Origin of the sequence: Candidatus Borkfalkia ceftriaxoniphila (assembly GCF_004134775.1) — a bacterium.
Lineage (GTDB): Bacteria > Bacillota > Clostridia > Christensenellales > Borkfalkiaceae > Borkfalkia > Borkfalkia ceftriaxoniphila.
Genome location: NZ_SDOZ01000002.1, coordinates 527,975 through 553,925 on the forward strand (window position 1 = coordinate 527,975; position 25,951 = coordinate 553,925).

Annotated in this window: 27 protein-coding genes; all 27 read right to left on the bottom strand. The window is 55.3% G+C overall.

Annotated elements, in window-relative coordinates; genetic code table 11:
- Positions 1-140: 140 nt before the first annotated feature.
- The gene (locus ESZ91_RS02645; protein WP_129223854.1) at positions 141-1,472 is read right to left on the bottom strand and encodes a DUF2357 domain-containing protein; all 1,332 of its coding nucleotides are present in this window, start codon (positions 1,470-1,472) and stop codon (positions 141-143) included.
- A complete protein-coding gene (locus ESZ91_RS02650) occupies positions 1,472-3,106 on the bottom strand; it encodes an McrB family protein (protein ID WP_161971015.1) in 1,635 nt (544 codons plus the stop codon). Before ESZ91_RS02650 ends, ESZ91_RS02645 begins: the two co-directional genes overlap by 1 nt.
- Positions 3,107-3,151: 45 nt before the next feature.
- Positions 3,152-4,843 (bottom strand): GspE/PulE family protein, encoded by a 1,692-nt coding sequence (locus ESZ91_RS02655; protein WP_129223858.1) that lies wholly within the window; start codon positions 4,841-4,843, stop codon positions 3,152-3,154.
- Between the two features lie 3 nt (positions 4,844-4,846).
- Positions 4,847-6,058 (bottom strand): type II secretion system F family protein, encoded by a 1,212-nt coding sequence (locus ESZ91_RS02660; protein WP_129223860.1) that lies wholly within the window; start codon positions 6,056-6,058, stop codon positions 4,847-4,849.
- A 13-nt stretch (positions 6,059-6,071) separates the two neighbouring features.
- Positions 6,072-6,875: a prepilin peptidase gene (locus ESZ91_RS02665; protein WP_129223862.1), complete on the bottom strand. Its 804-nt coding sequence runs from the start codon at positions 6,873-6,875 to the stop codon at positions 6,072-6,074.
- A 1-nt stretch (position 6,876) separates the two neighbouring features.
- Entirely contained in the window at positions 6,877-7,239 is a 363-nt protein-coding gene (locus ESZ91_RS02670; RefSeq protein WP_129223864.1) for a hypothetical protein, read from the bottom strand.
- 1 nt (position 7,240) lies between these two features.
- The gene (locus tag ESZ91_RS02675; protein WP_129223866.1) at positions 7,241-7,810 is read right to left on the bottom strand and encodes a prepilin-type N-terminal cleavage/methylation domain-containing protein; all 570 of its coding nucleotides are present in this window, start codon (positions 7,808-7,810) and stop codon (positions 7,241-7,243) included.
- The gene (locus tag ESZ91_RS02680) at positions 7,810-9,216 is read right to left on the bottom strand and encodes a hypothetical protein (protein ID WP_129223868.1); all 1,407 of its coding nucleotides are present in this window, start codon (positions 9,214-9,216) and stop codon (positions 7,810-7,812) included. The genes ESZ91_RS02675 and ESZ91_RS02680 overlap by 1 nt, the downstream gene beginning before the upstream one ends.
- A gap of 9 nt (positions 9,217-9,225) precedes the next feature.
- Positions 9,226-9,762, bottom strand: coding sequence for a PulJ/GspJ family protein (locus ESZ91_RS02685; protein WP_129223870.1), 537 nt, complete (start codon positions 9,760-9,762; stop codon positions 9,226-9,228).
- Positions 9,763-9,912: 150 nt separating this feature from the next.
- The gene (locus tag ESZ91_RS02690; RefSeq protein WP_129223872.1) at positions 9,913-10,545 is read right to left on the bottom strand and encodes a type II secretion system protein; all 633 of its coding nucleotides are present in this window, start codon (positions 10,543-10,545) and stop codon (positions 9,913-9,915) included.
- A gap of 95 nt (positions 10,546-10,640) precedes the next feature.
- The gene (locus ESZ91_RS02695; protein WP_161971016.1) at positions 10,641-12,542 is read right to left on the bottom strand and encodes a type II secretion system protein; all 1,902 of its coding nucleotides are present in this window, start codon (positions 12,540-12,542) and stop codon (positions 10,641-10,643) included.
- Between the two features lie 19 nt (positions 12,543-12,561).
- The gene (locus ESZ91_RS02700) at positions 12,562-13,356 is read right to left on the bottom strand and encodes a hypothetical protein (protein WP_129223877.1); all 795 of its coding nucleotides are present in this window, start codon (positions 13,354-13,356) and stop codon (positions 12,562-12,564) included.
- Positions 13,357-13,360: 4 nt separating this feature from the next.
- Positions 13,361-13,600, bottom strand: a complete 240-nt coding sequence (locus ESZ91_RS02705; RefSeq protein WP_129223879.1) for a hypothetical protein — start codon at positions 13,598-13,600, stop codon at positions 13,361-13,363.
- A gap of 284 nt (positions 13,601-13,884) precedes the next feature.
- On the bottom strand, positions 13,885-14,433 hold the full coding sequence (locus ESZ91_RS02710; RefSeq protein WP_129223881.1) for a cob(I)yrinic acid a,c-diamide adenosyltransferase: 549 nt from the start codon (positions 14,431-14,433) through the stop codon (positions 13,885-13,887).
- A complete protein-coding gene (locus ESZ91_RS02715) occupies positions 14,423-15,862 on the bottom strand; it encodes a cobyric acid synthase (RefSeq protein ID WP_129223883.1) in 1,440 nt (479 codons plus the stop codon). The genes ESZ91_RS02710 and ESZ91_RS02715 overlap by 11 nt, the downstream gene beginning before the upstream one ends.
- Complete coding sequence (locus ESZ91_RS02720; protein ID WP_129223886.1) at positions 15,862-16,878, bottom strand: pyridoxal phosphate-dependent aminotransferase; 1,017 nt, start codon at positions 16,876-16,878, stop codon at positions 15,862-15,864. Before ESZ91_RS02720 ends, ESZ91_RS02715 begins: the two co-directional genes overlap by 1 nt.
- Before the next feature lie 10 nt (positions 16,879-16,888).
- Complete coding sequence (cbiB, locus tag ESZ91_RS02725; RefSeq protein ID WP_129223888.1) at positions 16,889-17,875, bottom strand: adenosylcobinamide-phosphate synthase CbiB; 987 nt, start codon at positions 17,873-17,875, stop codon at positions 16,889-16,891.
- Entirely contained in the window at positions 17,866-18,435 is a 570-nt protein-coding gene (locus ESZ91_RS02730; RefSeq protein WP_129223890.1) for a histidine phosphatase family protein, read from the bottom strand. Before ESZ91_RS02730 ends, cbiB begins: the two co-directional genes overlap by 10 nt.
- Complete coding sequence (locus ESZ91_RS02735) at positions 18,432-18,797, bottom strand: bifunctional adenosylcobinamide kinase/adenosylcobinamide-phosphate guanylyltransferase (protein WP_129223892.1); 366 nt, start codon at positions 18,795-18,797, stop codon at positions 18,432-18,434. Before ESZ91_RS02735 ends, ESZ91_RS02730 begins: the two co-directional genes overlap by 4 nt.
- Complete coding sequence (locus tag ESZ91_RS02740; protein ID WP_129223894.1) at positions 18,791-19,555, bottom strand: adenosylcobinamide-GDP ribazoletransferase; 765 nt, start codon at positions 19,553-19,555, stop codon at positions 18,791-18,793. Before ESZ91_RS02740 ends, ESZ91_RS02735 begins: the two co-directional genes overlap by 7 nt.
- Complete coding sequence (locus tag ESZ91_RS02745) at positions 19,552-20,064, bottom strand: bifunctional adenosylcobinamide kinase/adenosylcobinamide-phosphate guanylyltransferase (protein WP_129223896.1); 513 nt, start codon at positions 20,062-20,064, stop codon at positions 19,552-19,554. The genes ESZ91_RS02740 and ESZ91_RS02745 overlap by 4 nt, the downstream gene beginning before the upstream one ends.
- A complete protein-coding gene (cobT, locus tag ESZ91_RS02750; protein ID WP_129223898.1) occupies positions 20,061-21,089 on the bottom strand; it encodes a nicotinate-nucleotide--dimethylbenzimidazole phosphoribosyltransferase in 1,029 nt (342 codons plus the stop codon). Before cobT ends, ESZ91_RS02745 begins: the two co-directional genes overlap by 4 nt.
- Positions 21,079-21,846, bottom strand: a complete 768-nt coding sequence (cobK, locus tag ESZ91_RS02755; RefSeq protein WP_161971017.1) for a precorrin-6A reductase — start codon at positions 21,844-21,846, stop codon at positions 21,079-21,081. Before cobK ends, cobT begins: the two co-directional genes overlap by 11 nt.
- 1 nt (position 21,847) lies before the next feature.
- Positions 21,848-22,465, bottom strand: coding sequence for a precorrin-8X methylmutase (locus ESZ91_RS02760; protein WP_129223902.1), 618 nt, complete (start codon positions 22,463-22,465; stop codon positions 21,848-21,850).
- Positions 22,453-23,793, bottom strand: a complete 1,341-nt coding sequence (locus ESZ91_RS02765; protein WP_129223904.1) for a cobyrinate a,c-diamide synthase — start codon at positions 23,791-23,793, stop codon at positions 22,453-22,455. The genes ESZ91_RS02760 and ESZ91_RS02765 overlap by 13 nt, the downstream gene beginning before the upstream one ends.
- Complete coding sequence (locus ESZ91_RS02770; protein WP_129223906.1) at positions 23,783-24,925, bottom strand: ABC transporter ATP-binding protein; 1,143 nt, start codon at positions 24,923-24,925, stop codon at positions 23,783-23,785. The genes ESZ91_RS02765 and ESZ91_RS02770 overlap by 11 nt, the downstream gene beginning before the upstream one ends.
- Positions 24,922-25,950: a FecCD family ABC transporter permease gene (locus ESZ91_RS02775; protein WP_129223908.1), complete on the bottom strand. Its 1,029-nt coding sequence runs from the start codon at positions 25,948-25,950 to the stop codon at positions 24,922-24,924. Before ESZ91_RS02775 ends, ESZ91_RS02770 begins: the two co-directional genes overlap by 4 nt.
- Position 25,951 lies beyond the last annotated feature (1 nt).

The following is a 25,951-nucleotide window of genomic DNA, read 5'->3' on the forward strand; positions in this document are numbered from 1 at the left end:
GTAAACAAAGACGGCGGCGATAAAACGTTGACCGTGAATTGCAACAACGGTAACGTTGACATCGATTTTATGAAGTAAAGCAACAGGGCTTGCGGTGCGCAAAAAGCGGTCAAAATCAATCGATTTTGACCGCTTTTACTTTAAATATCTTTTTTGCCGAGCACGCTGAAACGGTTGAGCCATACGAGATTTTTTTCAATGAACGAATATACGGCGCCGCAGTCCTCGCACTGATAAAAATATTTTTTATTTTCGACCATGGGACTCCCGCAGACAAGGCACATCCTGTCGTAGATCCCGGGTTCCGTTTCAAAAGTGAATACCGTACAGCGCACGATGGATTCAAGGTCTTTGAGGGAATTTTTATTGCCAGGCACCACGCAGGCGGCGCAATCGCTGTAATCGGTGCGATACAGACTGACGGTAAAGTGTTCCTCCTCAGAGGGCGGCTGAGAAACGTCGGTATGAAAATTTATCGCCGTAGTCTGCTGCGTTCTGGTCTTTTTACATTGCACGACGATCTCCGCCTTTTTTACGGAAGCGGAAACGATCACTTTGAAAAGATCGTTTTCCAACTCGTAACCTTGCAGCGAAAAATCCTCGTCTATGCGTCCGATACCGACGTCATTTACGATCTGAAAACCGAAACGTACATAAATGCCGATCATTGCGAGCGATATGAACGCCGCATAGACCGATTTGATCTGATCTTCGGAAAGCAGACTGCCCGCGCCGCATTCGTCCAAAAAACGCCAAAGACAAAAACAGGCGTTGTAATTTTTATTATGCACGAAAAGATTCGTCGCCTCGGGCTGTCCCGCAAACGCGGGACAGCCCGACATGATCTTATAAAAAGCGCTGCTGCGCAGTTGGGAAAATTTCGCACGAAGATAGTAAAGTTTTTTGTAATCCTCGAAAGAACGGCCGTCGCTCGTTGTAAAAAGGTCTTTATCCATCAGTTTCACGAGGTCGATCTTACTCAACGCGGCGCTTTGGAAATACGACTGATAGAGATTTTTCACCCCGCTTTTCGCACGTTCCATCGGCGCGTCGAGAAAACGCACCACGCGGTCGATCAGCGATTTTACCATTCTGTTTTCATAAATGTCGTATTCGTCCTCGTTGGTCTTGGCGTAAACGAATTCGGGGCGGAGCCTGCCGTCCTTTTTTTTCCATAGTTTAGGATCCTTCACCGTAGAGCGTATCCCGTGCGGAGTGAGCCCCGCCGCCAACTCGGTGCGGACCTGTTTATATTCGCTTTTCAGCACCACATAGGGGGAGGAAACGATCTCGCAGATATTCGGCAGACATTTCCCCACCCTGTCGGCGAGCATATCCGCGTCGACGTCGTCCGCATCGGGCATATAAAAGGCAAAACGCCCCTCTTTTTCCAGCCGCAAAAGTTCGCTCACCGTCCTCTTGCCGCCGTTTTCGAATTGTTTATTGAACTTTTCAAGCGCAACGAAAGACATCAGATCAATTTCCTTTTAAGACGTGCGATCGTTTCGAGCGTGGAAGAAAATTCCGTTTTGCCGTATTCGTCGAGCACGAGTTTTTCCAGTTTGACGAGATTTGCCTTGATACCGTCGTCGAATTTGCCTTCGAGTTTTCTCAAAACTTTGCGCGAAAACATCAGATCGAGCGCCTTGGCCGACGTGCCTCCGCACGCAACGTACACGGGTACGAACCGGACGATCTGGTTCAGTATACGGTTGCCGAAATTGATGTCGAAAGCATCCAGCACGAAATCGGTGAGGACGGAAAACTTTTCATATTCCGCGCGCTTTAAATTATAGGCGGGGTCGGCGAACGCCTCCGCGAACAGCGCTTGCAATTTATCCGCGCCGAGGTGGATCTGCGGCACGCGGCGTTTTAAAACGTTCGCTTCCTTTCTCTGCGAAAAGTCGATGACGATCGCGCGGTCGTATACCTTATCGGTCACGGTAAAGGTGGAATCGTCCTTGTTCGCCGTACCCACGAACCACACGTTTTGCGGAATGGCGACCGAACAGCCGTCCACCAGTTTTTTGGGCAGCGCGCCGCCCGTGGAAACAGGCATAAGTTCTATCTTCCATTGACTTTCATCGAGTTCCAGCACGGACAGGAAATCCGCAAAATAATATTCTATGCGCGAAAGGTTCATCTCGTCGAGCACCATGAGATGGATCTCGTCCGTTTGGTAATTCGCCTCGTACAGCGCGCGGAGAAAGGGCGTTTCTTTAAACTTTCCCACGAAGTCGTTATAATACCCGAACACGTCGCTGCGGTCTTTCCATGAGGCCTGCACGGACGTAAAGCAGACGTTGGCGCCGCAGTATTCCGCAAAATATTTGGGCAGCGAAGTCTTGCCCGTACCCGAAAGCCCTTCTAAAATCATAAAGCGCGAACACGCCAGTCCGCCGACAAAAGCGCGCAGCGTTTCCATGGTATAAAACATTCCCTTGCTTTCGAGATAGGCGTTGAAACCCGAACAGAGTTCGTGCAGTTTCACCTCCGCCGAGGGCGCGGGAGCATACGGTTCGAGCAAAAATCTTTTGTCGATGGAGACGAGGTCGGGGAACACCGCCGTTTCGGGGTCGAGTTTTCCGGCTTCCCTTTTATCCTCTTTGCTCGCCTGTTTTTTAGGGTTTTCCGCCTTTTCCTTTTTGACGATCTTCACCGTCGTCGTCTGCACGACGTGCTTTTTCGTAGCCGTGATATAGGCGTAATCAAAGAGGTAACAAAGCCCCGTGCCGCCGAGCAGAACGAGCAGCGACAGAAGGACGTTTTTCCCCTCTATCGTGAAAAAGGGTACCCCGCGGAGCGACGCGTACAGTACGATCAGCAACGCCAAACCCGCCGCCGCGGGTATAAACGTGAAAAGCCAGTCTTTTTTCCGCATATCGGTATTTTCGCCGATTTCGTCCGAACGGAAATTCAGGACGAGGACGGCCGCCGCCCATTGCACCGCAGTCAGCACGGCGAGAAGCAGTATGAGATACCAGGTAGCGCGCTGCACTTCGAGCACCTCGAAAACGCTCAGTAAAAAGAGCACAAAACATGAAATAGCGATGAATATCATCGATTTAAGACCCTGTTCACAGGTCGTTTTGGAGATTTTTTTCATAATCGATCCTCCTTGCTGCATTTATTTATTCGGCGATATTTGCGATCAATCGTCGTATAATCCCATAAGTTCGGCGATATCCGTAACGCCTTTGAGTACGAGTTTTTTACAACTGTCCCAAAGCCCGACCATGCCCTCTTCTTCGGAGATCTTCCTCAGTTGTTCGAGCGGCTTGCCCGCAGTCACGGCAGATCTGAGCCGTTCGCTCATATACATGATCTCGTGCACGGCGACGCGCCCTTTATAGCCCGTGCCCGCGCAGAACTGGCATCCCTGCGGGCGGAAGACGGAAACGGGCTCCTCTATCCCTAAAATCTTCATTTCGGTCTCGTTGGTCTTGCCTCGCTTTTTGCAGGCGGGGCAAAGCCTTTTCACAAGCCGCTGCGCGATGACGCCCACCAGCGCGTCCGCCACGAGGTAATCGGTCACTTTCATATCTTCCAGGCGGATGATGGCGCCGGGCGCGTCGTTGGTGTGCAACGTGGAAAAGACCAGATGCCCCGTGATCGCGGCGCGGACGGCGATCTCCGCCGTGTCCTCGTCGCGGATCTCCCCGACCATGATGATATCGGGATCCTGTCGGAGAATACTGCGCAGCGTGGAGGCGAAAGTTAAATTCGCCTTGGCGTTGACCTGCACCTGGTTCACCCCGTGCATGGTATATTCCACGGGATCTTCTATGGTGATGACGTTGACCGTCGGTTTATTTATCTCTTTTAAAAACGAATACAGCGTCGTCGATTTTCCGCATCCCGTCGGCCCCGTCAGCAGGACGATGCCGTAGGAATGCGCCAGAATTTTATCGATGACGACGTTTTCCTCGTTCGTGAATCCGAGTTCGGTGCGCGTGAAGTTGAACGACGTTTTGTCGAGAATACGGATAACGAACTTTTCGCCGTAGACGGTGGGCAGCGTGGATACGCGGAAGTCGTATTCCGTGCCGTTGATACTCATGCCGATACGGCCGTCCTGCGGGATACGCCTCTCCGCGATATTGATGCCCGACATGATCTTGAGCCGCGCGCAGATGGCCGAATACGATTCTATCGGGAACTCCACGCGGAGTTGCAGATCGCCGTCGATACGGTAGCGCACTTTGACCGTGCGCTCGAAAGGCTCTATATGGATATCCGACGCCTTGAAGGGAATGGCTTCCCGTATGATCGAATCGACCAACCGCACGGACGGATTGTTGATGACGTCGTCCACGCTGTCCACTACGGTTATACCGCCGGTCATCACGCGGTCGATCACGTCGCGGTCGCCCGCGTCCTGCAAATCTCCCAGCGCTTTCGTGGTGGAGATGACCGCCACGATAGAGTCGATATAGATATCTATCTGCGTGGGCGGCACGAGGATAAAATCCATGTCACAGGTGAACTCCACCGCGATGACAGATTGCGCGTGCGTGTCGAGCGGACGGCCGACCGCCAGGAGCAACACGCCGTTGCGGTTGAGCGACACGGGCAGAAATTTATGTTTTTTCATGAAAGAATACTCGAATTTTTCGATGAGCGATTTATCGATGTCGAGCATATCCACTTCCGTATAGGGCAGGCAGTAGAATTCCCCCAGTACGGGCAGCGCCTCTACCTCGGTGCAATAGGCCTTTGCCTGCATATAACTTTCGATCGGCACGCCTAAACGGGTGCATTCGTCGTAAATGGACTTGATCTGCTTGCGCTTGATGATCTTTTTGTAGGCGTAATACTGTAAAAGTTCATAATTGATGTCCATAAATCACACTCCGAAACCCTGCATGACTTGTAGCAAAGGCGAATAGATGGCATAAAACAGCACGCCGACCGCGCCGCCTATGATGACGAGGATGATCGGCTGCAATACGGTCATGATGGAGGAAAGCGCCGTTTCCGCCTGGTTGTCAAAGAACGGACAGGAACGGATCAGCACCTCGGCAAGCGAGCCTGTGCGCTCGCCTACGGCGATCATCTGTATGATAAGGGGCGGGAATAATTTGTAGGAATCGAGTGCCACCGTCAGGCTCATGCCCTGGCGCACGTCCTCTATCGCCGCTTTGAACCGCTTTTCGACGTATCTGTTCCCGAGAACGATCTGAACCGTTTCCATCGATTCCACAACGTCCATGCCTCCGTCGATGAGCAGACCGAACGCGCGCGCGAAACGCGCGGTGACGAGGTCGGTCGTGATCTTGCCGATGACGGGCGCTTTCAGTTTGAACGTATCGAAAACGTCTTTGCCTTTTTTCGTGCGCAGCAGCAAAAATATGGTCAGCACGGCGCCCAATACGATCAACACGATCTTTTTCCAGTTCTCCTGAAACGCGACGCTCATATTATACAGCGCCATCGTGAGCGCGGGCATCTCTATATCCAGCGAGGAAAGCGCGTCCATAAAAGTCGGTATGATGAATGCGACCATGAGCACGATGATGCCGACCGCCATAAAAATGAGTATGATCGGATAGATCATGGCGCTTTTCGTCTTTTTTTTGATGCGGGCGTCCGTTTCGAAATAGTCCGCAAGCGTGACGAGTATTTTATCGAGCGCGCCCGATATTTCGCCCACATAGATCATGGACCGCAGAAACTGCGGAAATATCTTTTTGTGTTTTTCGAGCGACTGCGACAAGAGCAAGCCGCTCTTTACGTCCTCGAATACGAATTCCAGCGTTTTTTTCAACAGCCCCGAATAGGACTGCGCCTTCAATATCCCCAGCGCATCCACGATGGGAATGCCCGTCGTCACCATAATGGCGAACTGACGGCAAAACGTGGCAAGTTCGTTCGCGCTGACCTTACCGCTCGCGGAAAAAAAGGTGCTTGCGGTCGTTTTTTTGATCGGGGACGCCTTGACGAGATACAGGCTCTGCTCCGCAAGACGGCGGGCGAGTTGCTGTTCGTCCTCTGCGAGGAACACTCCCGTAAATTTTTTCTTATCCAGATTGATCGCCGTATATTTATACTTTTTCAAGAATGACCTTCCTTTACAAAAAGAGTGACAAATACAGGTTCAGGACAGCGTCGCCCGCAAACAGAGCGAACGCAACGCCCGCGACGAGATAAGGCGCGAACGCGAATTCCTCCGCGCCGTCATAGAGAGAACACGCCCTGCGGAAAACGAACTTTTTCGCCCCGATCGCGACAAGCGCGCAAAGCACGCCGAAACCGATGGCAACGAAAGAATTTTTCCATCCGAGCAGCAGCCCCGCGCCCGCCATCAACTTGACGTCTCCGAATCCCAGCCCTTCGCGCCCGAACATAGGGAAAGAGATCAGATAAAAAAACAGAAAAAATCCTCCGCTCACCGCCGCGCCGATCAGTTTATCCCGCCAGTCCGTTACGGGGTCGGCAAAGAGCGCCGCAAGGGCGCACAGCGCGAGCGCGACTTGCAGGCTGTCGGGAATGAACATATTTTCCCCGTCGCAACACGCCGCCGAAAGCAATACGGAGAGCGCCAGCGCGCACGACGCCGTATACGCGACGCCCCGCGGATAAAACACCAGCGCGGCGGCGCACCACAGCGCGCAGTTCGCCGTTTCCACCAGAATATAGCGGGGAGATACGGCCGCGCCGCAGTATCGGCACTTTCCTCTCAGAAAGAGATAGGAAAATACGGGAATATTGTCGTACCAGGCGAGTTTATGTCCGCAAGACGTGCAATGCGAGGCGGGTTTTGCCAGATTCATGCCCCGCGGCAGGCGGTAGACGACCACGTTCAGAAAACTTCCGATCATCAGACCGAGCACCGCAAAAAGGACAAACGTCACCCAGAAATAAAACCTTTCCATATCACAGCACGCCGTAGCGGTAGACGACCACTTTGAGCGCGCCGTCTACACGCGCCAACTCCACCACCAGTTCTATCTTTTTCAGCGACTTTACGATCAGCGAGTCGCCGCTGACGATCCATTGAAAATTTTCTTCGTTATCGGAAAACGCGTCGAGATCGGGCGTTTCGCCCGCGAGGCGGGCGTCGATAAAACTCTGCCCGATGTCGTCGAGCAGCGCTTTGCGCTCAATATATTCGCGGTACGCGCCCGCCCTCTCGGACGTGAGCGAAACCGTTGTGAGCACGAGCACGATGAACGCCGCCACGAGCGCCATCATCACGAGCACGTATTCTATCGTCAGTCCCCTTTTGCCGCCTATCATTTCAATATTGCTCCGTATAAAGATACGCCGCCTTTTCGGAACCGGCGAGATAACCCTCGATCGTGACGTAATACACGTTCGAGCGCAGATTTATCCTGCACAGCACGCGCGAGAGAGCGGCGAACGCCTCGTATTCGAAGGCGTACGTGGCGCCCGCGCGGTCCGCGCCGTAATAATAGGCGCTGAGGCCGTTTTTCGGCGTGCCGTCGTCGCGGAACCCCGTATTCGCCGCGGGCGCAGAGATCTTCCATTCGCCCCCGAGAAGCGTTTCGTTCGCGAACGGCTCCGAAATATCCGCGCCGAAAGAAAAGGACACCGCATCGTTGAAGCCTTCCAAAAACGCGTCCTTTTCTTCCTCGTTTTCCCCTTTGCCGAACTGTCTTAAAGTATGTTCGAAACACTTGCGGAAAGTTTCCGCCGAAGAAAAGATCTGCATATTCGTATCCGAATTATTTTCGGCATTTATGCCCACGTAGCACACCATAAACGCCGTGACGGACACCAGCACGATGAGCGCCATCGACACGATGACCTCCGTGAGAGAATACCCTTTTTTCCGACGCATATCCATTAAAAATTCTGCCTCTTGTTATATATGCCAGTATAGAGCGCGCCCACGAGATCGAGGTTGCCGCCGACGTTTTCGTTGCCGAGATCGCCGAGGTACTCGAACGGAAGTTCGCTCTTTTCCTCCTCCGCGTTCGCCCTGTCGATCAGAAAAGCATACTCTGCGGGAAGATTGACCGCCACGCACTCCATTTTCGGCAGATATTCCTGCCGCTTTAACTGCGCGTTATACAAAAGCGCCCATTTGATAAACATACGGAAATTTTCGTACATGATCCCCTCGGGTTCTTCGGGTACGGGGCGCAGCATGAATTTCGGCAGACGCTTGGGCATTTTGCGCGCGAACACCTTTTTCTTCCGCGCTTCGAGCATTTCTTTCATCAGCCGTTCGCGCCGTTCTTCCTCGGCCTGTTCCTCGTCGAACTCGTCCGCCTCTTCTTCCTTTTCGGCGACGATGCTTTCCACTGCGGAGGCGAGCGGATTCACCTGCGGCCTCGATCCCGCCGTTTCGGCCAGCACTTCGGAAACGGCTGCGTCCGTTTCGTTCAGATTCATGCCCGCGATCAGTTGTTCGGTGACGCTGTCCGCAACGTCCGCCAGATCTTCCGGGATCTCGTCCACGGTAAGCGACTTCATTTTCGCGCGTTCCTTCGCGTTGATGATGGCAAGATCTGCCACGTCGTGGTCGTACTGCATATTTTCCTGCAATACCTTGTCGTCTTTCAGATGCACGAGGCCGAGCATGAAATGCGCATAACCCGCGGTTTTGCCTTTGACGCAGATCGCCACGCGTGTATATTCCGCCTTGATGTCCAACAGGATAAAGGAACGCTTGCGGAAATTCGGCCTGAACTGCATGACCGAATTGAGCATACAGTTCGCCGAATACGAAACCGTTTTGGAATACAAGCGGTTGATCGCCATGCAGCGGAAAAGATTCGTCAGATAATTTTTGCGGACGATCGTGAGAAAGAACGTGACGTATTGGCGGTTTCCGCCCGCAAGGTAATGATTGAACTGCAGATCCTTGTAATTTTTGTATTCGTTCTGCAAATGCGCCGTGAGCGCGGCGAGCAGTTTCGATTGTTTCATGGAGGGCAGCGAAACGTCGTCCATAGCCACGGCGTTATCGGGCAGGACGAGGTAACACATCAGTTGGCGGGAAGTGGGCAGCGTCTTGAAATATTCTTCGAAAATACTTTTGAACTCCGTCAGAAACTCTTCCGATAAAAAATGGCTCGCATAGGGAAATTCCTGCACGACGGCGTTTTGAAAATCCAGACCGAAAAGGCGCAGGATACGCACCTGTTTATACACGCAGTCGAACCCCACCACGATATGCAGCGCGCGCTTGGAGGGCGGCTTCTGTTTCAGGTCCGACAAAGAAAAATCCGTTAAAGAAATTTTCATGGTATCACCTTATGAATAGACGATGTCGCAAGCATACATCGCGGGCTTGACGATCGTATTTATGGTAAAGCGGAGCGACTTTTCGCCCTCGCCAAGCGTGAATACAGGCATTTCGGGATACACGGTGAAATAGACGGCGGAGATATGCGAACATTTCACGCGGCCGGTTATCACATCTTCCCCGACGACCGTGACAGACGGGTAGGTAAAGACGAAAGTTTTTATGCCGTCGTCGGAAACTTCTTCCGTCACGGAGTACGATTCGCCCGTTTCACGATCCGACGCGAGCAGCAGCCTGTTCCCGTCGCGTTCGAGAGAAAGCGTATAATTTTCGGCATCGAACGCGGAAAACCAAAAATCGATCTCCTTGCGCAGAGCGAGTTGTTCGCGCACCCGCTGGGTGGAGGCGCTGTTTTTCTCGCTGAACGCCGACATATACGTGATGAAAGTTATGACGAGCGACGCGACCAGCGCGAACAGTACGATAGAAATGACCAGTTCGTACAGCGTAAACGCCCGCGAATATTTTTTTGATAACGATCTCATATCGCATTTTCCCGTAATGTCCCCGTTCATAAAAAAATCGGACGCGCCGAATTTACCAAAAGAGGGACGTCTTATTCAGAGTCCCTCTTTCATTCAAAGACCGTTTCCGACTTTTTGAGCGCGGTGCTTCCCAAAAGTCTTATGACTTTGTTAAGCGGCCGTAACCTTCAAATCGCCGCCTTGTTGACTGATATAGCCACAGGTATACGAATACGTTGCGCCCTGTAACTGCAGAACTGGAGATTCCCCCGCCTCATACGTGAAATAACCGGAATAACGCGTATTGTTGAGAGTAATTGCGTAAAAATACAGATTCTGCGCATTATGTTTTCCCTCTTCCGCATCAAACATAGTCTTCGTGATTGTTTTATTTCCTTCGTCCGAGTCGCCGAATTGAATGGTAATCGTCGATTCGAAAGTACCTGTAAAAGTAATGCCTACAGTCGCTTTCAACTTCGAAATATCTCCAGTATCGTTTTTAATGACCGCGAGATTATCAACATCGCCGATCTGCTGCAAAGCGCTGTTGAGATACACGAACGCATAGCCGTCGGACACGAAGACCATGCCCGTGGCGTCGTCGTTATCGGGATCATCGTCGCCGCCGACGAGCGCGAGATAATCGGTGAGTGCGTTTCTGCACGTCTGCATCGCCGAGGAAACTTTTGCGTTATTGACAACGTGCGTAAACGTGGGGATCAGTACCGCGGCGAGGATCGCGATGACTGCGATCACGATCACGAGTTCTGTGATCGTAAATGCCTTTTTCATTTTTTTTAACATATCCTTTTCTCCTTAAATTGTTTTTATATGGCCGTTCACCGCAAAAACAGCCGTTTTTCCGCCGCGCAGCAACGGTGCGGCGGCTTTATGGCTTGTTATGCGGCGAAAGAAACTTCGCCGGGTTTGTTGACCGCTCCGATGTTTACTTTTTTGCCGTTCAAAGTAAAACCGTTGCCCGTTTCGCGCAAGTCGTTTTTATCCGTGGCAGAAGAGCACATCAACAGGACTTTCGCACCGTTTTCTTCCACATAATAATATCGGGCGAGATTGCTCCCTGACGCGAGATCTTCCAAATCTACCAGATTACTGTTTGTATCGTAAAATTTAACCGAAGTCGTCACGTTTTCCGCCGTAACGCCGTCCACGGTAAGAGTGTGGTTTCCTGCGGGCGAGTGTGCGAAAAGCCCAGTGTACAGAGCGCCGCCGTCTCTTCTCTCTACCGTGATATCCACGTTTTTCACGGAACTGTCTTTGATGGAAATATTCGCGCCCACACCGAAGTAGCCGACGAACGCCGAAGCCCTGCGCTGGCCGTAAATGGAAATATCGGAAATATGGCAGTCCTCAATGAGAACGGTATTGTTATCCGACGCATTCTGCGTAGCGCCGTAGCATCTGCCGACGATGGCGGCAACGCCGTCGTAGCCGGAGAACGAACCTTTTTCGCCTTCCACAGAGGAGCCGTCCACCGTGATATTTTTAAAGGTCACGTTGCCCTGCGTATAGCCCGCGATGATGCCCGCCATATCGGAAATGGCAGCGACTTTCTGTCCGCCGATCGTTTCGGTCGCGCCGTTGAGGTTCACATTGACGTCCTTTACGGTGAGGTTGGATACGGTGACCGTTTCGCCGGGTTTCGCATAGAGCGTGCCGAACAGGCCGTACGTAAAGCAGTAGGCAGGACCGGAATATCCGTTATCCGCCGCAGTCTGCCATTCGGAACCCGACGCAACGAAGTCGTTTTCCTTCACTTCGAAATTTTTGATGGTCATGCCGCCGAAATCGGTCGAAAACGAAGAGGGCGTGTTGTTGGCGATGGACGCTTCCTTGATCTCTTTGCGGTACGTAAGGCCGATCGCCGTCGTCTGTACGCCCGACATATCGACTTCGACGTCTTCCACGTCGGCAAATTTGACCGTCTTTTTGGCGAGTTTTTCCGCCTGGTCGTCCGCGTTTGCCATGGTCGCGAGCGTCGCCAGCGATGAGCGGACGGCCTGCTGCACCTTGACGGAATCGGTGGCGCCCGACGTGATCTCGCCGATATCGATCGTCGCGGAGTTGGAGGTCTTCAACTGTTCGGTGATGCTCGCCTCTATTTTCGCCGAGTGGCTGTAACCTTGCTGCTGGTTTTTGAGCGAGGCGATAATGCTGTTTGCCCACGCCTGATTGCCGATATTCTGCTTGATGTCCGCAGCGTCGTACGAGCCGGAAGTGATAAATTCTGTAATATCGCCGCCGCAGGTCACGTAAAAGTCATAATATAACTGCGCCACGTAGTTATACTCGCCGTTCGTGCAGAGGGCGTAGCCGAGCGTGGACGTGTTACCCAGGCTGTCGAGCACGAAAACACCGTTGCCCAAACCGATGGAGGACGTGAACGTGACCATAAGATTGTCGGTATCTTCCGAAATAAGCATGACCGAGTTGGCGTTGGGATACCACACTATGTAAGCGTTTTCCTGTTTGAGCGCCGTGGCGAGCAGGAAGGGATTGCTTTCATCCGTCAGACCGTAATCTTTCAGAACGAGCATAAGACCCTCGTAATCTTCGGGAGCCATGCCCGTTTCGCCTTTGTATGCGGAAAGCGCGACGTTGATTTCCTTGACATACTGTTCGTCATGCGATTTCTTGCTGTTCTTGATCACACTTGAAAACGTGGGAATCAGGACTGCCGCAAGGATCGCGATAACGGCGATCACGATGACAAGTTCCGTGATGGTGAAAGCGCGGCGCGTTTTGTTTTTCACGCCGGACTTTCCGAAACGATTGTTTTCCATAAACATTTCTCCTTGTCTTTTATAATGTTTTGTTTGCCGCGGCACGCATTTCTTGGTTGCGTTTGCGGCGCAATTCCTTTTTCTTTTCCTTGCGGTACTGCTGTTCCTCCGCAAGATGTTCCAACGTGATATCCGCCGTCTGCTTGGCGAGCCGCAGATCGGTATCGTCCTCCAGACGGATGACCACGGGTTTTATCTTGATATCCTTGATCCCCTCCGCGCGCACCAGACGATTGAGTTCGCTGTTCGTCAGCATGAAATTCAGTTCCACGACGCCGCGTTTGATCGTTACCGAAAGCATTTTGTCCGTTTTGTTCTTCACTGTGACCCCGACGGAAGATTCGCTCTTGCGGCAATCGGGTTTGGAGAGGATATACGCCATAAACTCGTCGTAACGGGCGCGCGCGTTTTCTTCGAGCGCGTTGTACTTATCCGCAAAGGTGAGGTTTTTGCTCTTTTGGAAAATGATGCTGTTTTCCGTGATCTCACCGTAACGGCTGACGAGTTCTTCCAGCACTTCCTCGGTTTCCGACACAGGCACGACGGGCGCGGTTTCCGTATCCGACGCGGGCGACGCCGCGGCGGCCAATTCGGAATACGGCACGTCTTCGAGGATCTCCACTTTTCCGTCTACCACTTTCAAAACGAGGTCGTCGCTTTCCAGCCGCATACCGCGGCCGTCCTCTATTTTCTGCGCGATCGCCCTTTTCCGCTTATAGTCCATGCGCGAATCGATCGCCATCATGATCACTCCCACGATGAGCAGGAACACAAAAATGCAACTGATAACGACGTAAAATAAATCCATATTCATAAATTTACCCCTCCTTATCCTCTGCGATCAGTTCCACGTTTTCGGTGTTGACGTCCTTGCACTCGATGCGGACAGTCTTGCCTTCCTGCACGATATCGAGAAGATATTTGTCGTTATCACGGATTTTTTCGAGTTCCTGCCTGTACTTTTTCATCTCCTTTGCCATCGTCACCGCTTTGTAAACGAGCGCGGCGGCGATGCCCGCGACGAACAAAGTACAGATCACGACGATCAAAACTTCCATAAACCACCCTCCGTTTTTTATTTCGTTTTATACAATTTTCAATTTTTATTTTCCGCGTGAGGCTTATAAATATGATTTCTGCGTTTTTCATAGAAAAACGCAGAAAAGGGCGCCCTTTTCTTTCCGCAAAATGTGTATATGGCGTATATATGGAATAAATATTACCAATTTTTTACAATTTCAGATATCACAATCTTATCATAAATCTGATACAAAGTCAATAATTCTATAAAATATTTTCGCTTTTTTCTCAGAAATTTGTCGAATATATTGCAGATTTCCGTTCAAAACTCGATGCCGCGGCGTGCAGCGATCCCCGATTCGAAAGGGTGTTTGAATTTTTTCATTTCCGTGACGTAATCCGCCGCTTCCATGAGCGCTTGGGAGGGGTCTCTTCCCGTGAGCACGACTTCCAGCCCCGCAGGGCGGGCTTTCAGAAAACCCAGAAGTTGCTTTTCGTCGATCGCGCCGTGATTGCAGGCGGAAACCGCCTCGTCCAGCACCAGTAGATCAAAGTTCTCCTCCGCTGCGCGGCGCAGCGCTCTTTCGAACAGGGCGGAATACGCGCTGCGGCACAGAGAAAATTCTGCCTGCCCCATATTGACAACGCGGCCGAAATAGCGCGGCTCGTGCATGGTTTCCACGTTCGCAAGAGAACGCAAAGATACGTTTTCCGCAGAACTACCGTCCTTGAAAAACTGTACGAACAGTACCTTTTTTCCGCTGCCCGCGGCGCGCGCGCACAGCCCGATCGCAGCCGTCGTCTTGCCTTTTCCGTCGCCGCAGTAAACGTGTACGAGTCCCGTTTCCGAAATAGTTTTATCAGACGCCATGTTCGATGATCTCCATTACCTTTTTCATATCCACGCTCCCGCGGAACAGCCGAGCCAGTTCGTCGTAATTTTTTTCCTTGACCGCCCGCGCGTCTTCGTCCTCGACGGGCGCACCGCCCAGAGCCTGTACAATTTTCGCGGCGGTTCCCGCTTCGTCGAAAATGCCGTGCACATAAGTGCCGTACACGCAGCCGCTGTTTACGATTGCCGCGTGTTCGCCCGACTGCCCCATATGGATCTCGTAGCCCGTATAATTTTGCCCGTTCAGGCAGGAAAACACGCCCGAAAGCCCGCCGATCACGCCTTTCGTTTCGCGCAGGCACTTTTCGCGGCCGAACACCGTTTCCAGGGGAAGAAGCCCAAGTCCCTCCTCCTCGCCGCCGCATTCGCAGCCGAAAGGGTCGGCGACTTTTTTGCCCAGCATCTGAAATCCGCCGCATACGCCGAACACGGGCACGCCTCGGTGCGCCGCCGCTACGACTTGCTCCGCAAGTCCGCTCGATTTTAAAAACCGCAGATCCTCTATGGTGCTCTTTGTGCCGGGGAGAACGACCAGATCGGGCGCGCCGAACTCGCAAACGCGGGAAACATAGCGGACCGAACACCCTTTCGATCGCTCAAACGGCGCAAAATCGGTAAAGTTTGAAAGTTTCGGGAGGCGCAGGACGGCAACGTCGATCCCCTCGCCCTTCCCCTTTGCCTGCAAGCGTTCGGAAAGGCTGTCTTCGTCGTCGATGTCCAATGAAAAGTAAGGCACTACGCCCAGAACGGGTTTTGAGGATAACGTTTCAAGCAGTTTCGCGCCCTCCGAAAAGAGGGTAACGTCGCCGCGGAATTTGTTGACGAGAAGTCCTTTGACAAGCGCGCGTTCCCGATCGGACAGCAGCGAAACCGTGCCGCAAAGTTGGGCAAAGATGCCGCCGCGGTCGATATCCCCCACCAACAGCACGGGTGCGTTCAAACGCGAAGCGAGCCCCATATTCACGATATCGTTGTCGTTTAAATTGAGTTCGACGGGACTGCCCGCGCCCTCGATGACGATGACGTCGTTTTCCGCCGCAAGTCCCTCGTATGCCTCCATAACGGCGGGCATCAGCGTTTTTTTATACGCAAAATAGTCGCGCGCGGACATATTTCCGACGGACTTGCCGAGTACGACGACCTGTGAGCCTACGTCCGTCGTCGGCTTTAACAGAACGGGATTCATGCGCACGTCCGCCTCTTTGCCCGCCGCTTCCGCCTGCACGACCTGCGCGCGGCCCATCTCGAATCCTTCTTTCGTGACGAAAGAATTGAGCGCCATGTTCTGCGACTTGAAAGGAGCGACGCGCAGTCCCTCCTGTTTCAGCACTCTGCAAAGCGCCGCCGCCGTAAGGCTCTTGCCCGCGTTGGACATAGTGCCCTGGATCATGATAGGTTTGGCTTTCATCACTCTTTCTCCTTCAAAAGCGCTCGGCGCAGCGCCTCGTTTTCCGCGTGCGTCCGCACGCCGATGCGATAGTATCGTTTTCCCGCCGCGGGCGTCAGCCCCGCAAAATCGCCGCAGTCGCGTATGGCAATGCCGCGCTCTTTCAGCCGCGCGGCGAGATCCTCCTCTCCCTCGAACAAAAGAAAATTTGCCCGCGAGGGGAAGGGCGCGTATCCCGCGCGGCGCAGCGCGTCTTCCAGAAACGCGCGCTCGGTACGCACCGTTTCGCGCAGCAATCCGAAATACCGCCGATCCACAGCCGCCGCGGCGCCCGCCGCCTGCGCGAGCGAGGACACGTTCCAGGGCTGTGATTTTTCGGAAATTCGTTGCAGTTCTTCCGACGCCCCCATCAGATACCCCAACCGCACGCCGGCGAGCGCGCAACTTTTGGTGAGCGCCTGCAAAACAAGTACGTTTGGCAGTGCAAATAATTCCGTCAAAGAAAATTCGGGGTCATCCACGAAATCGTAAAAACAGGCGTCCAGAAACAGCCGTGCGCCGCTCGCCGCGCACGCGTCTGCGAGGGAAAATACCTCACCGCGCGAGGGCATGGCGCCGTCGGGATTGTTCGGCGCGCATACGAACACAGTCTTTGCGCCGCCGCAAACCGCCCGTTCCGCCGCCGCAAAGTCGAAAACATAACCGACCTCTCCGCCGAACGCGCGCACGGCGTTGGCATATTCGGAAAACGTGGGGGCCAAAACCGCTGCCCGTTCGCCCGCATGCGACGCCGCATAGGCGTAGATAAGTTCCGCCGCGCCGTTACCGGCGAGAATATTTTCTGCGGGGACGGACTCTTTTACGGAGAGAGCGGCGCGAAGCGCCGCGCAGTACGGGTCGGGATAGCGGTCGGCGCGCCGCAGGGCGGAAACGCAGGCGTCGAACACTGTCCCGCTCATGCCGAGCGGGCTGATATTCACGGAAAAATCAATTTCCGCCTGCGGATCTCCGCCGTGTTTATCTTGCAAAAAGCGCATATACGTACTCCTAAATCGCTAAAAACAGAACGGGCGCGGCGATCGCCGCAAAGACGACGAGCGCGGCAAACGCCGTACAGTACATCAAACGGTTGGCGCGCACGATGTCGAAGGGTTCGATCTCGCGCAGCGCGTCGCCGATGTACGGTTTTTCGTGCAGAACGCCGTGATAGACGGCGTCCCCCGCCAGCCGAAGCCCCAAAGCGCCCGCGCACACCGATTCCGTCTGCGCGGAGTTGGGCGACGCGTGCTTACGCCTGTCCCTCCGCCAGATTTTCCACGCGTTGCGGGGGCGATACCGTAAGACGACCGACGCCAAAAGCATGAACAGCGCCGAAAGGCGCGCGGGGATATAGTTGAACACGTCGTCGGTGCGGGCCGCGGCCTTTCCGAAATACAGATAGCCGTTCTCTTTATAGCCGACCATCGAGTCCATCGTATTGACCGCCTTATACAGAAATCCGCCGACCGCGCCGCCCAGAAACAGGAACAGCAGCGGCGCGACGACGCCGTCGGACGTGTTTTCCGCGACCGTTTCCACCGCCGCGCGGGCGATCCCCTTTTCGTCGAGCGTGCCCGTATCTCTGCCTACGATCATCGAAACGGCAAAGCGCGCGCCCTCCACGTCCCCTTCCTTGAATTTTTTGTACACTTTCATGCTCTCCTTACGCAGGCTGTGCGCCGCAAGGACGAGCCAGCAAAACAGTGAGGAGAGAGCAAGATAGGCATAGGGGCTGAGCCAAAAGCACAGCGCCGAAAGTCCCGCAGGCACGCCCGCCGAAACGATGCACACGCAAACGACCATGCACGCGCCGCCCGCGGTTTCGCCTGCGGGCGTTTTGGGGAAAATTTTCCGAAAAGCGCGTTCGCAAAGGGAAATGAACTTGCCGATGGCGATGATCGGGTGCGGAAAGCGGCGCGGATCGCCGACGAAAAGATCGATGACAAAGCCTATCAGAACCGAATAAAAAGTAAACCGCAATAAAGTTACTGCCATAACGCGCCCCCGACGGCGAGCGTTCTGCCGTTCCAGACGGCGGCGACTCCCTGTCCGTTTCCGATATGCCAATCGTAAAAATCTTTTTTCGGCAAAGCGAGGGCGGAAAGGATCGCCATGATCGTGCCGCCGTGCACGACGAGCGCGGCGCTCTGCCCGTTGCGGAGAGTGTTCGCGAAATCGCCGAAAGCCTCGACGCAGCGCGCGCGGAAGGCGAGCGGTTGCTCTCCGTGCGGAAAAGGAAGCGTTCCGTTCGAGTCTATCCATTCCTGATAGTCGGCATTGTCCGAAAGTTCCGCGTAATTTTTCCCCTCGAAATCCCCGAAATCGCATTCGCGAAAACCGTTGACGACGAATTGCTTTGCGTGCGGGTATAAAATTTTCGCACTTTCAACGCAGCGGACAAGCGGCGATACGGCGACGATTTCCGCGAAAGGCGCGTCTTTTTCCGCAAGTTCCGCCCGTCCGAGCGCGGAGAGCGGTTCGTCGGTGCGGCCGATATAACGTTTTTGTTCGTTGCCTGCCGTTTTGCCGTGGCGGATAAAATACAGGTCGTTCATTTGATCCTCTGCCCTATGCCCGCGATGACGCGGTACACCCGTTCCGCACGCGCGGCAAGCGCGCACAACGTTTTGCCCACCTCGTCGCGGTATTCCCGCTCGGCGCGATCGACGGGCACGACGCCCAGCCCCACTTCGTCGCAGCATACGATCCGATCCTCCGACGCGAGCCATTCTTCCAAAGCGGAGAGCGCCGCGCCGCCGCGCTCTCTGACGAGTTCTTCCAGATGCACGAGCGCGCGCGCGGAAGGATACGCGTCAATTTGCGAGGCGGAAACGATTTCCGCGTCCGACAGACCGAATTGTGTTCGGATAAATTCAATTTTCCCCTGCGACCTGCCGCCGATGACAAGCGTCAGCATAGATAAAACCCTCCTATCGCGGCGGCGAGAAGCATGACCAGTTCGATGACTTGCAAAAGCCAGCCCGCGAGGTCGCCCGACATACCGCCGAACGTTTTGAAAATGACGGCGATGCACAGAAGATACGCCGCGATGCCGCACCCGATCACGATCGCGCCGAGCACGGGAGAAAGCAGGATACAGCCCGCCGCCGCGGCGACCAGCCATAAAGCGCACACGACGCTCACCGCCGCGCGGCTGCCCGAATTTTTAAACGTGGAGGCAAGCCCTTCCTTTGCCGAACGGAAATTCATGATGGAAAGAGCGCTCAAAGCCCGTTCTAACGGATAGGCGAGCGCAAAAACCGCATACGTTTGGAGCGTGAGCGTGCCCGCCGCCGCAAAGTACGCGACGAAATAGACGACGCACCAGATGATCGCGAAAGCGCCCGCGTGCGAATCCTTCAATATTTCCAGTTTCCTCTCGCGCGGCTGACGGGAAGAGACGGCGTCCAACGTGTCGCAGAATCCGTCCAGATGGATGCCGCCCGTAACGAGCACGGGCAATACAGTGACGCACGCCGCAACGAGCAGGGGCGGAAAGGCGAGAAAGTCGAAAAGATAGTACAGACCGTAGCCGATCCCGCCGATCAATGCGCCGACGAGCGGAAAAAAGCAAAACGCATAGCGCATATTGCGCTCGTTCCATTCCGCCTGCGGCACGGGTATTTTGGAATACATGGACAGGGCGATGAGCAGCCCGTTCAAGATCGATCTCATTCCAGCGCTCCCTTGTGCACGACGGGCAGAGAATACACGCTCTCCGCAAATATCTGCGCCCGCCGTGCGAGTTCTTGATTCAGAATCCCCAGATTTTCAATATATTTCGCCGTTTCCGCGTCGTATTGCGCGCCGTCGGAGAAAATCTCGTTCGTAACGACGACGAGATCGTTCTCGCGCGCGAGCGCGTCTATCTCCGATAAAATCACGCCGACGGGGTCGGGTTCGTTTTCTCCGAACATGGCGTTTGCGAGTCGGTTGGAAAGGCATTCGAGCAGGATGACGCCGCCCGCGATCCCGCGCGGCAGGCGGTCGGGACACTCGATCGTTTCAAAGCCCTTGCCCTCGCGCTGGCGGCGGTGCTTTTCGACGCGCGCCCTGCCCTCTTCCCCCCACACGCGCATGGTGGCGAAGTAATACAGTTTTCCGCCCTCGGCGCGGCGGCAGGCGAACGCTTCCGCCATTTCAGACTTGCCGCTGCCGCTCCCGCCCGTAAACAGCGCGATCACAGCGGCTTGTACTCCTCGATGCCCGCGTCGGAAAAGGCGAGCATACCGCCGTAGACGGCATACGCCATATCCAGAAGCGGCATGAGCGCGACCGCGCCCGTGCCTTCGCCGAGCGCCATATTCGCGCAGATGGGCGCCCGTATGCCCAGTTTTTCGAACACGAATTTTGCCGCGGGCTCGCCCGACATATGGCTCGCGATCATATAATCTTTGCTCGCGGGGCAGATATTCGCCGCGCACAGCGCCGCGACCGCCGAGATGACGCCGTCGATCAAGACGGGGATCCCCGCTTCGGCGCCGCCGATGAACGCGCCGCACATGCCCGCGATATCCAGCCCGCCGACTTTGGACAGCACGTCGACCGCGTCGCCGCTATCGGGGTTCAGGCGCGCGAGCGACTGCTCGATGACCTCGATCTTCCTCCGTAAGCCCGCGTCGGACAGCCCCGCGCCCTTGCCCGTGAGATAACGGGGCTCGGCGCCGAGCAGGGCGCAAGCCACCGCGCTCGCCGTGGTGGTGTTGCCGATGCCCATTTCGCCCGTGGCGATCATCGAATAGCCCTTCGCGTGCAGTTCTTTCACGAGCGAAGCGCCCGTCATGATCGCCTTTTCGCAATCCTCGCGCGACATGGCGCGCGTGCGGTAAAAATTGCCCGTTCCGCGCAAAACGTGCACGTCGCGCACGCCCTCGACGGGGCGGAGCATTCCGATATCGACGGGGAACACGTCCGCGCGCGCGACTTTCGCCATCTTGCACACCGTGGCGTTGCCCGACGCCATATTTCCCGCAACGGCCGCGGTCACCTCGCTGCCCGTCTGCGTAACGCCCTCCTCGACCACGCCGTTATCCGCGCAGAACACGAGCACGCAGCGCTTGTTGCCGATATGCGCCGCGGGCATACCCTCGATCTGCGCGATCGTATCTTCAAACATTCCCATACCTTTGAGCGGCTTGGCGATGGAATCCCAACGCTTATACGCGCGGCTGCGCGCCTCTTCGCTATATACTGCCGTTTTAAATTCCATTTTGTTCTCTCCTTGCCAATTTATATTCCCGCACCACTTTTTGAAGGACGGCGGACGGAGATTCCCCTTCCGTTTCAGGCGATAAGATCAGAACGACGCCCATACCGCGGCGCTTGGCGGACGCGATCTTCGCATCCGTACCGCCCCGCTGTCCCGCCTGTTTTGTCACGAGCCATTCGCACGGATAACGCTCCATCAAAAAATCGTTCTCTTTTTCGTTGAAAGGCCCCTGCATGGCAATGATCTGCGCGGGCGTCAGCCCGATCGCCTCGCATTCCCGCAAAGATTCCGACCGCGGCAGCACGCGCGCGACGATCCGATCCGCCAATTCTGCGAACGCGGCGAGCGAACGGCTGCCCGTCGTGAGAAAAATACGCCCGTTTCGCGCGGAAAGGTATGCCGCCGCTTCCGACGCGCTGCGCACGCAAACGGCGTCGCTGTCGGGCGCGGGCAAACCGCGCAGTACGCGGAAACATTTCACGTTCGCCGCGGACGCGGCGTCGCGGATATTTTGCGTGACCGCGCGGGCGTGCGGATGGGTCGCGTCGATCACGCAGTCAAACTTTTCTCTTTCGAAAAAGCGCTCCATTTCGGAGCAATCCATCTCGCCGGCACAGACGCGCGCACGCGGGGAAGCGCTCAGACTTCCGCCGTATCCGGTCGCCGTGCATACAATCAGTTCCGCCTCGTACCGCGCGAGCGAGAACGCGAGTTCTCTTCCCTCGCTCGTGCCCGAAAACAGACATATTTTCTTCATTCTATCTCCTGATCGCGTAAACGAGCGCATTGACGATGGCTGCGGCGACGTTCGAGCCGCCTTTTCTGCCCCTTGCGACGATATAGGGAAGCCCCGATGCGAGCAGGCGCTCCTTGCTTTCCACGACGTGCACGAACCCGACGGGAGCGCCCACGACGAGCGCGGGGCTTACTTTGCCCGCTTCGGCGAGATCCAAAAGCGACATGAGCGCGGTAGGCGCGTTGCCGATGACGAAAATGCACGGCTTTTCAAGCCCCGCCGCGTGTTCCATGGCGACTTTCGAACGGGTGACGCCCCGCCTTTCCGCCTCGCGCGCGACCGTCTCGTTTCCGACAAAGCAGTGTACATTCCCGCCGAACGAAGCCAAAATTTTCTTATTGATGCCCGATTTTGCCATTTCGGTATCGGTGACGATATCGCACCCGCCCGAAATCGCGTCCCGCGCGCACTTTACGGCGTTCTCGGAAAAGACGAGGTTTTCCGCATAGTCGAAATCGGCGGTGGCGTGGATGACGCGCTTGACGATATCCTCCGTTCCCGCCGCCAAAGGTACGGTCAGTTCGCTTGCGATGATCTCGAAACTTTTGCGCTCGATCTCCATCGGCTTCATTTCCTGCATTTCTTTGCCTCCAGACAATTTTCGTAAAACGTCGCCGCACACTCCAAATTGCTGTAAAAATGAACGTGCGCAAAGCCTGCGGCGATCGTTTTTGCCGCTGCCGTGCAACGGTATTCGCTCCCCTTGCGGCGTGCGGTAAACGCTTCGCCGTTTTCGGTGCAATCGTAATAATGGAACTCGTGACCGCGCAGGCGCGCGCCCTTTTTCGCGATGAGGCAGTCCTCGTTCGCCTCCAACTCGACGTAGCCGAATCGTACGGGCTTATGTTTGTTTACGCTCTCGCCGTGCAACACGCCCGCCATCGCATATCCGTCCAGCAGGCGGTTCAGATACAGAAAACCGCCGCACTCGGCAAAGATCGGCACGCCGCGCGCGTGCGCCGCGCGCACGCTTTCGCGCATGGACGCATTGGCGGAAAGTTTTTCCGCGTACAACTCGGGATAACCGCCGCCGAAATACAGGCAGTCGGCTTCCGCGGGCGGCGCGGCGTCCTCCAAAGGGGAGAAAAACGACAGTTCCGCGCCCATTTTTTCGAAAAGCCCGAGGTTTTCGGAATAATAAAAGCAAAACGCGGCGTCCTTTGCGACGGCGATATGGATTTTGGGGAAACGCGGCAGGACAGGCGGATCGTATTCGAGCGCGGGCGCCGACGCCGCGAGAGCCGTAAGCCCCTCTATATCCACGGAATCCTGTGCGATTTTTGCAAGTTTCATCTGCATTTCGCGCAGATTTTCAACTTCTGCCGCCGTGACCAATCCCAGATGGCGGCTCTTGAATGCGAGTTCTTCGGGCAATACGGGAAAGTAGCCGTACAGTTTCGCGCCGCACTCCTCGTTCCAGATTTTTTTTATTCCCTCGTATACACCGCGCGAAACGCGGTTGAGAATAAAGCCCCTGACGTTGCTGTCCTTGCGAAAACGCAGAAAGCCCTGCATCTGCGCGGCGATGGAAAGAGAACTGCCCCTGCCGTCCGCGACGAGCACGGCGGGAGCGTGCAAGCGTCTGCCGACGTCGTACGCGCTGTGTTCGTCGGTAAAGCCCAGGCCGTCGTAATAGCCCATCGCCCCCTCGATCAAGTTGAGATCCCGCGCGGAATCGGCAAACACCGCGGAAAGATATTCTCCGCAGAAATAACTGTCCAGATTTCCGCTTTCGGCGCCGATAACGGCGCGGTGGAACATGGGGTCGATATAATCGGGACCGCATTTGAACGCCGCAACGTTTTCGCCGCGGTCTTTAAGCGCCTGCAACAGCGCGCAAAAAATCGTCGTTTTGCCGCAGCCGCTGTTGGTGCCCGAAAGCAGCAGGCGCGGAAAATCACCCTTCATTTTGCGCCTCCGAGCCCGTTAAGGGAACTTGCGAAACTTCCGTATAGACGGGAATATTTTTCTCTTTCGCAATGGAAATCAGCGCTTTCGCCGCATCGTTCGCCGCGCCGAATTGCTCGCAGACGACAAGGAGCGCGCCCGCACGGAGCATGACCTGCGCGGCGCGGGCCGCGTCCGATTCCGTCAGAACGGAAAACGCGGGCGCGGACACGATTTCCGCGGCGAGGGAGCGGGCGATCTGAAAGTCCACGTCGTTTTCGCATAATATCCCTGCGGAAAAGGGAATATTCTTCCTTTGCAGGGCGCGGAACACGGGAATGCCGCTGCCGCCGCCCGCGAGCACGAACACGCGGGGCGCGCCCGTCGGCTTTTCCAGTTCCACGCTGCCGAACAAGAGATTATAATCGCCTCGAGAGATATCGTACAAATCGCGCACGGTATCGCCGCGGAAAATTTCCTCGGGCGTGCCGACGGCGGAGATCTTGTCCCCGTCCACGCACACGATCTTGTCGGAAATTTTGGCGGCAAGGTCGATCTCGTGCAGGGATAAAAGCACGCTCATGCCGCGCTCGGCGGAAAGTCTGCGCAAAATGCTCAACAATTCGATCTTATAGCGGATATCCAAAAAGGAAGTCGGCTCGTCGAGCACCATGATCTGCGGCTGCTGACAGATGGCGCGCGCGAGCAGAATGCGCTGGCGCTGTCCGTCGGAGATCGCGTCGAAGGGAAGCTCCGCGATCGGTTCCCCGCCGACCAGCGCGAGGCTCTCGCGCACGATGCGCTTGTCCTCTTCGGTAAGTTTGCCGAAAAAACCCGTATACGGATAACGCCCCGCCTCCACGATCTCGCCGCAGGTCATGCGGTCCGTTTTTAACCGTTCGGTGAGAACGACGGAAAAACGGGTCGCAAAACTTTTAGGGGAAAGCGCGGCGGAGTCTTCGCCGTCCACGTACACCGCGCCGCCCAAACTTTCCAGTTGGCGGGTGATACTCTTTAAAACGGTGGATTTGCCCGCGCCGTTGGGTCCGATGAGAGAAACGACCTCGCCCGCGCCGATCTCGATACAGATACCGCCGATCAATACCTTTTTGTTGTATCCTACGCACAGATTTCGGGTGGAAAGGCGGTTCATACGCTCTTCCTCCTGCTCTTTAGGAGCATGGCGATGACGACGGGCGCGCCGAATATTGCCGTAACCGTTCCGATGGCGAGTTCCGTCGGCGCGAAAATCGTACGCGCGATGAGATCGCACACGAGGCAGAACACGGCGCCGAGCAGGAACGTTCCGGGCAAAACGACGGCGGGCTTCGAGGAATTAAAGAGCAGTTTCGTCAGGTGCGGCACCGCGATGCCGACGAACGAAACGGGTCCCGCGAACGCGACCACGCACGCCGACAACAGGCTGGAAAGCAGGATAATGAGCAGGCGGAACAGTTTGACGTTCATGCCCATGCTCTGCGCGTAACCCTCCCCCAACTGAAAGGCGGTGATGGGTTTGACGAGCAGCAGCGTACCCGCGAAACACGCGAGCACAAAGCAGGCAATGACGAGCACGTCGCTCCAATCTTTGCCCGAAAAACTGCCCATCGACCAGAACGTGAGGTTTACGATCTCTTCTTCCTGCGCGAAGGTGATGATAAGGTCGGTGACCGCCGAGCAGGCGTAACCGATCATGATGCCGATGATGAGCAAAACCGCCATGTTTTTGGTCTTGCCCGCGCACAGGAGCACGACGCCCATGGATACGAGCGAACCGACGAACGAAACCGCGACCATGCCCACGCCCGTAAGACCGCCGATAAAGTTAGTGGCGACGACGGTAAAAAAAGCGAGCACCATCTTTGCGCCCGAGGAGATGCCGAGTTCGAACGGGCTGCAGATGGGGTTGTGGAAATACGTCTGGATCAAATACCCCGAAACGCCGAGCGCGCCGCCCAAAAGCGCGGCGGCGCACAGGCGCGGGAGTCGGACGCTCCACACGATGGTGTGCGCCCCCTGCCCCGCGAATTGATTCGTAAATAAAATTTTAAAAACGTCGCCGACGGAGATATTCGCGCTGCCGATCCATACGTTGAGTATGACGGCGAGAAACAGGGCGATGCCCAGCGCGGCAAAACATATCTCCGTCCGCAGCAATTTTTTGCTTTTTTCCTTCATT

Excerpts from the sequence above, each read along its gene's own strand:
- cobK (WP_161971017.1), bottom strand. The coding sequence starts at position 21,846 with ATGAAGAAAATATGTCTGTTTTCGGGCACGAGCGAGGGAAGAGAACTC.
- ESZ91_RS02730 (WP_129223890.1), bottom strand. The coding sequence starts at position 18,435 with ATGAACGACCTGTATTTTATCCGCCACGGCAAAACGGCAGGCAACGAA.
- ESZ91_RS02700 (WP_129223877.1), bottom strand. The coding sequence starts at position 13,356 with ATGAATATGGATTTATTTTACGTCGTTATCAGTTGCATTTTTGTGTTC.
- ESZ91_RS02650 (WP_161971015.1), bottom strand. The coding sequence starts at position 3,106 with ATGAAAAAAATCTCCAAAACGACCTGTGAACAGGGTCTTAAATCGATG.
- ESZ91_RS02695 (WP_161971016.1), bottom strand. The coding sequence starts at position 12,542 with ATGGAAAACAATCGTTTCGGAAAGTCCGGCGTGAAAAACAAAACGCGC.
- ESZ91_RS02705 (WP_129223879.1), bottom strand. The coding sequence starts at position 13,600 with ATGGAAGTTTTGATCGTCGTGATCTGTACTTTGTTCGTCGCGGGCATC.
- ESZ91_RS02645 (WP_129223854.1), bottom strand. The coding sequence starts at position 1,472 with ATGTCTTTCGTTGCGCTTGAAAAGTTCAATAAACAATTCGAAAACGGC.
- ESZ91_RS02740 (WP_129223894.1), bottom strand. The coding sequence starts at position 19,555 with ATGAGATCGATCTTGAACGGGCTGCTCATCGCCCTGTCCATGTATTCC.
- ESZ91_RS02710 (WP_129223881.1), bottom strand. The coding sequence starts at position 14,433 with ATGGCGTCTGATAAAACTATTTCGGAAACGGGACTCGTACACGTTTAC.
- cobT (WP_129223898.1), bottom strand. The coding sequence starts at position 21,089 with ATGGAATTTAAAACGGCAGTATATAGCGAAGAGGCGCGCAGCCGCGCG.
- ESZ91_RS02690 (WP_129223872.1), bottom strand. The coding sequence starts at position 10,545 with ATGTTAAAAAAAATGAAAAAGGCATTTACGATCACAGAACTCGTGATC.
- ESZ91_RS02775 (WP_129223908.1), bottom strand. The coding sequence starts at position 25,950 with ATGAAGGAAAAAAGCAAAAAATTGCTGCGGACGGAGATATGTTTTGCC.
- ESZ91_RS02770 (WP_129223906.1), bottom strand. The coding sequence starts at position 24,925 with ATGAACCGCCTTTCCACCCGAAATCTGTGCGTAGGATACAACAAAAAG.
- ESZ91_RS02765 (WP_129223904.1), bottom strand. The coding sequence starts at position 23,793 with ATGAAGGGTGATTTTCCGCGCCTGCTGCTTTCGGGCACCAACAGCGGC.
- cbiB (WP_129223888.1), bottom strand. The coding sequence starts at position 17,875 with ATGGCAGTAACTTTATTGCGGTTTACTTTTTATTCGGTTCTGATAGGC.
- ESZ91_RS02665 (WP_129223862.1), bottom strand. The coding sequence starts at position 6,875 with ATGGAAAGGTTTTATTTCTGGGTGACGTTTGTCCTTTTTGCGGTGCTC.
- ESZ91_RS02655 (WP_129223858.1), bottom strand. The coding sequence starts at position 4,843 with ATGGACATCAATTATGAACTTTTACAGTATTACGCCTACAAAAAGATC.
- ESZ91_RS02675 (WP_129223866.1), bottom strand. The coding sequence starts at position 7,810 with ATGGATATGCGTCGGAAAAAAGGGTATTCTCTCACGGAGGTCATCGTG.
- ESZ91_RS02680 (WP_129223868.1), bottom strand. The coding sequence starts at position 9,216 with ATGAAAATTTCTTTAACGGATTTTTCTTTGTCGGACCTGAAACAGAAG.
- ESZ91_RS02720 (WP_129223886.1), bottom strand. The coding sequence starts at position 16,878 with ATGCGCTTTTTGCAAGATAAACACGGCGGAGATCCGCAGGCGGAAATT.
- ESZ91_RS02685 (WP_129223870.1), bottom strand. The coding sequence starts at position 9,762 with ATGAGATCGTTATCAAAAAAATATTCGCGGGCGTTTACGCTGTACGAA.
- ESZ91_RS02735 (WP_129223892.1), bottom strand. The coding sequence starts at position 18,797 with ATGCTGACGCTTGTCATCGGCGGCAGGTCGCAGGGGAAAATTGAATTT.
- ESZ91_RS02760 (WP_129223902.1), bottom strand. The coding sequence starts at position 22,465 with ATGCAGGAAATGAAGCCGATGGAGATCGAGCGCAAAAGTTTCGAGATC.
- ESZ91_RS02715 (WP_129223883.1), bottom strand. The coding sequence starts at position 15,862 with ATGAAAGCCAAACCTATCATGATCCAGGGCACTATGTCCAACGCGGGC.
- ESZ91_RS02670 (WP_129223864.1), bottom strand. The coding sequence starts at position 7,239 with ATGATAGGCGGCAAAAGGGGACTGACGATAGAATACGTGCTCGTGATG.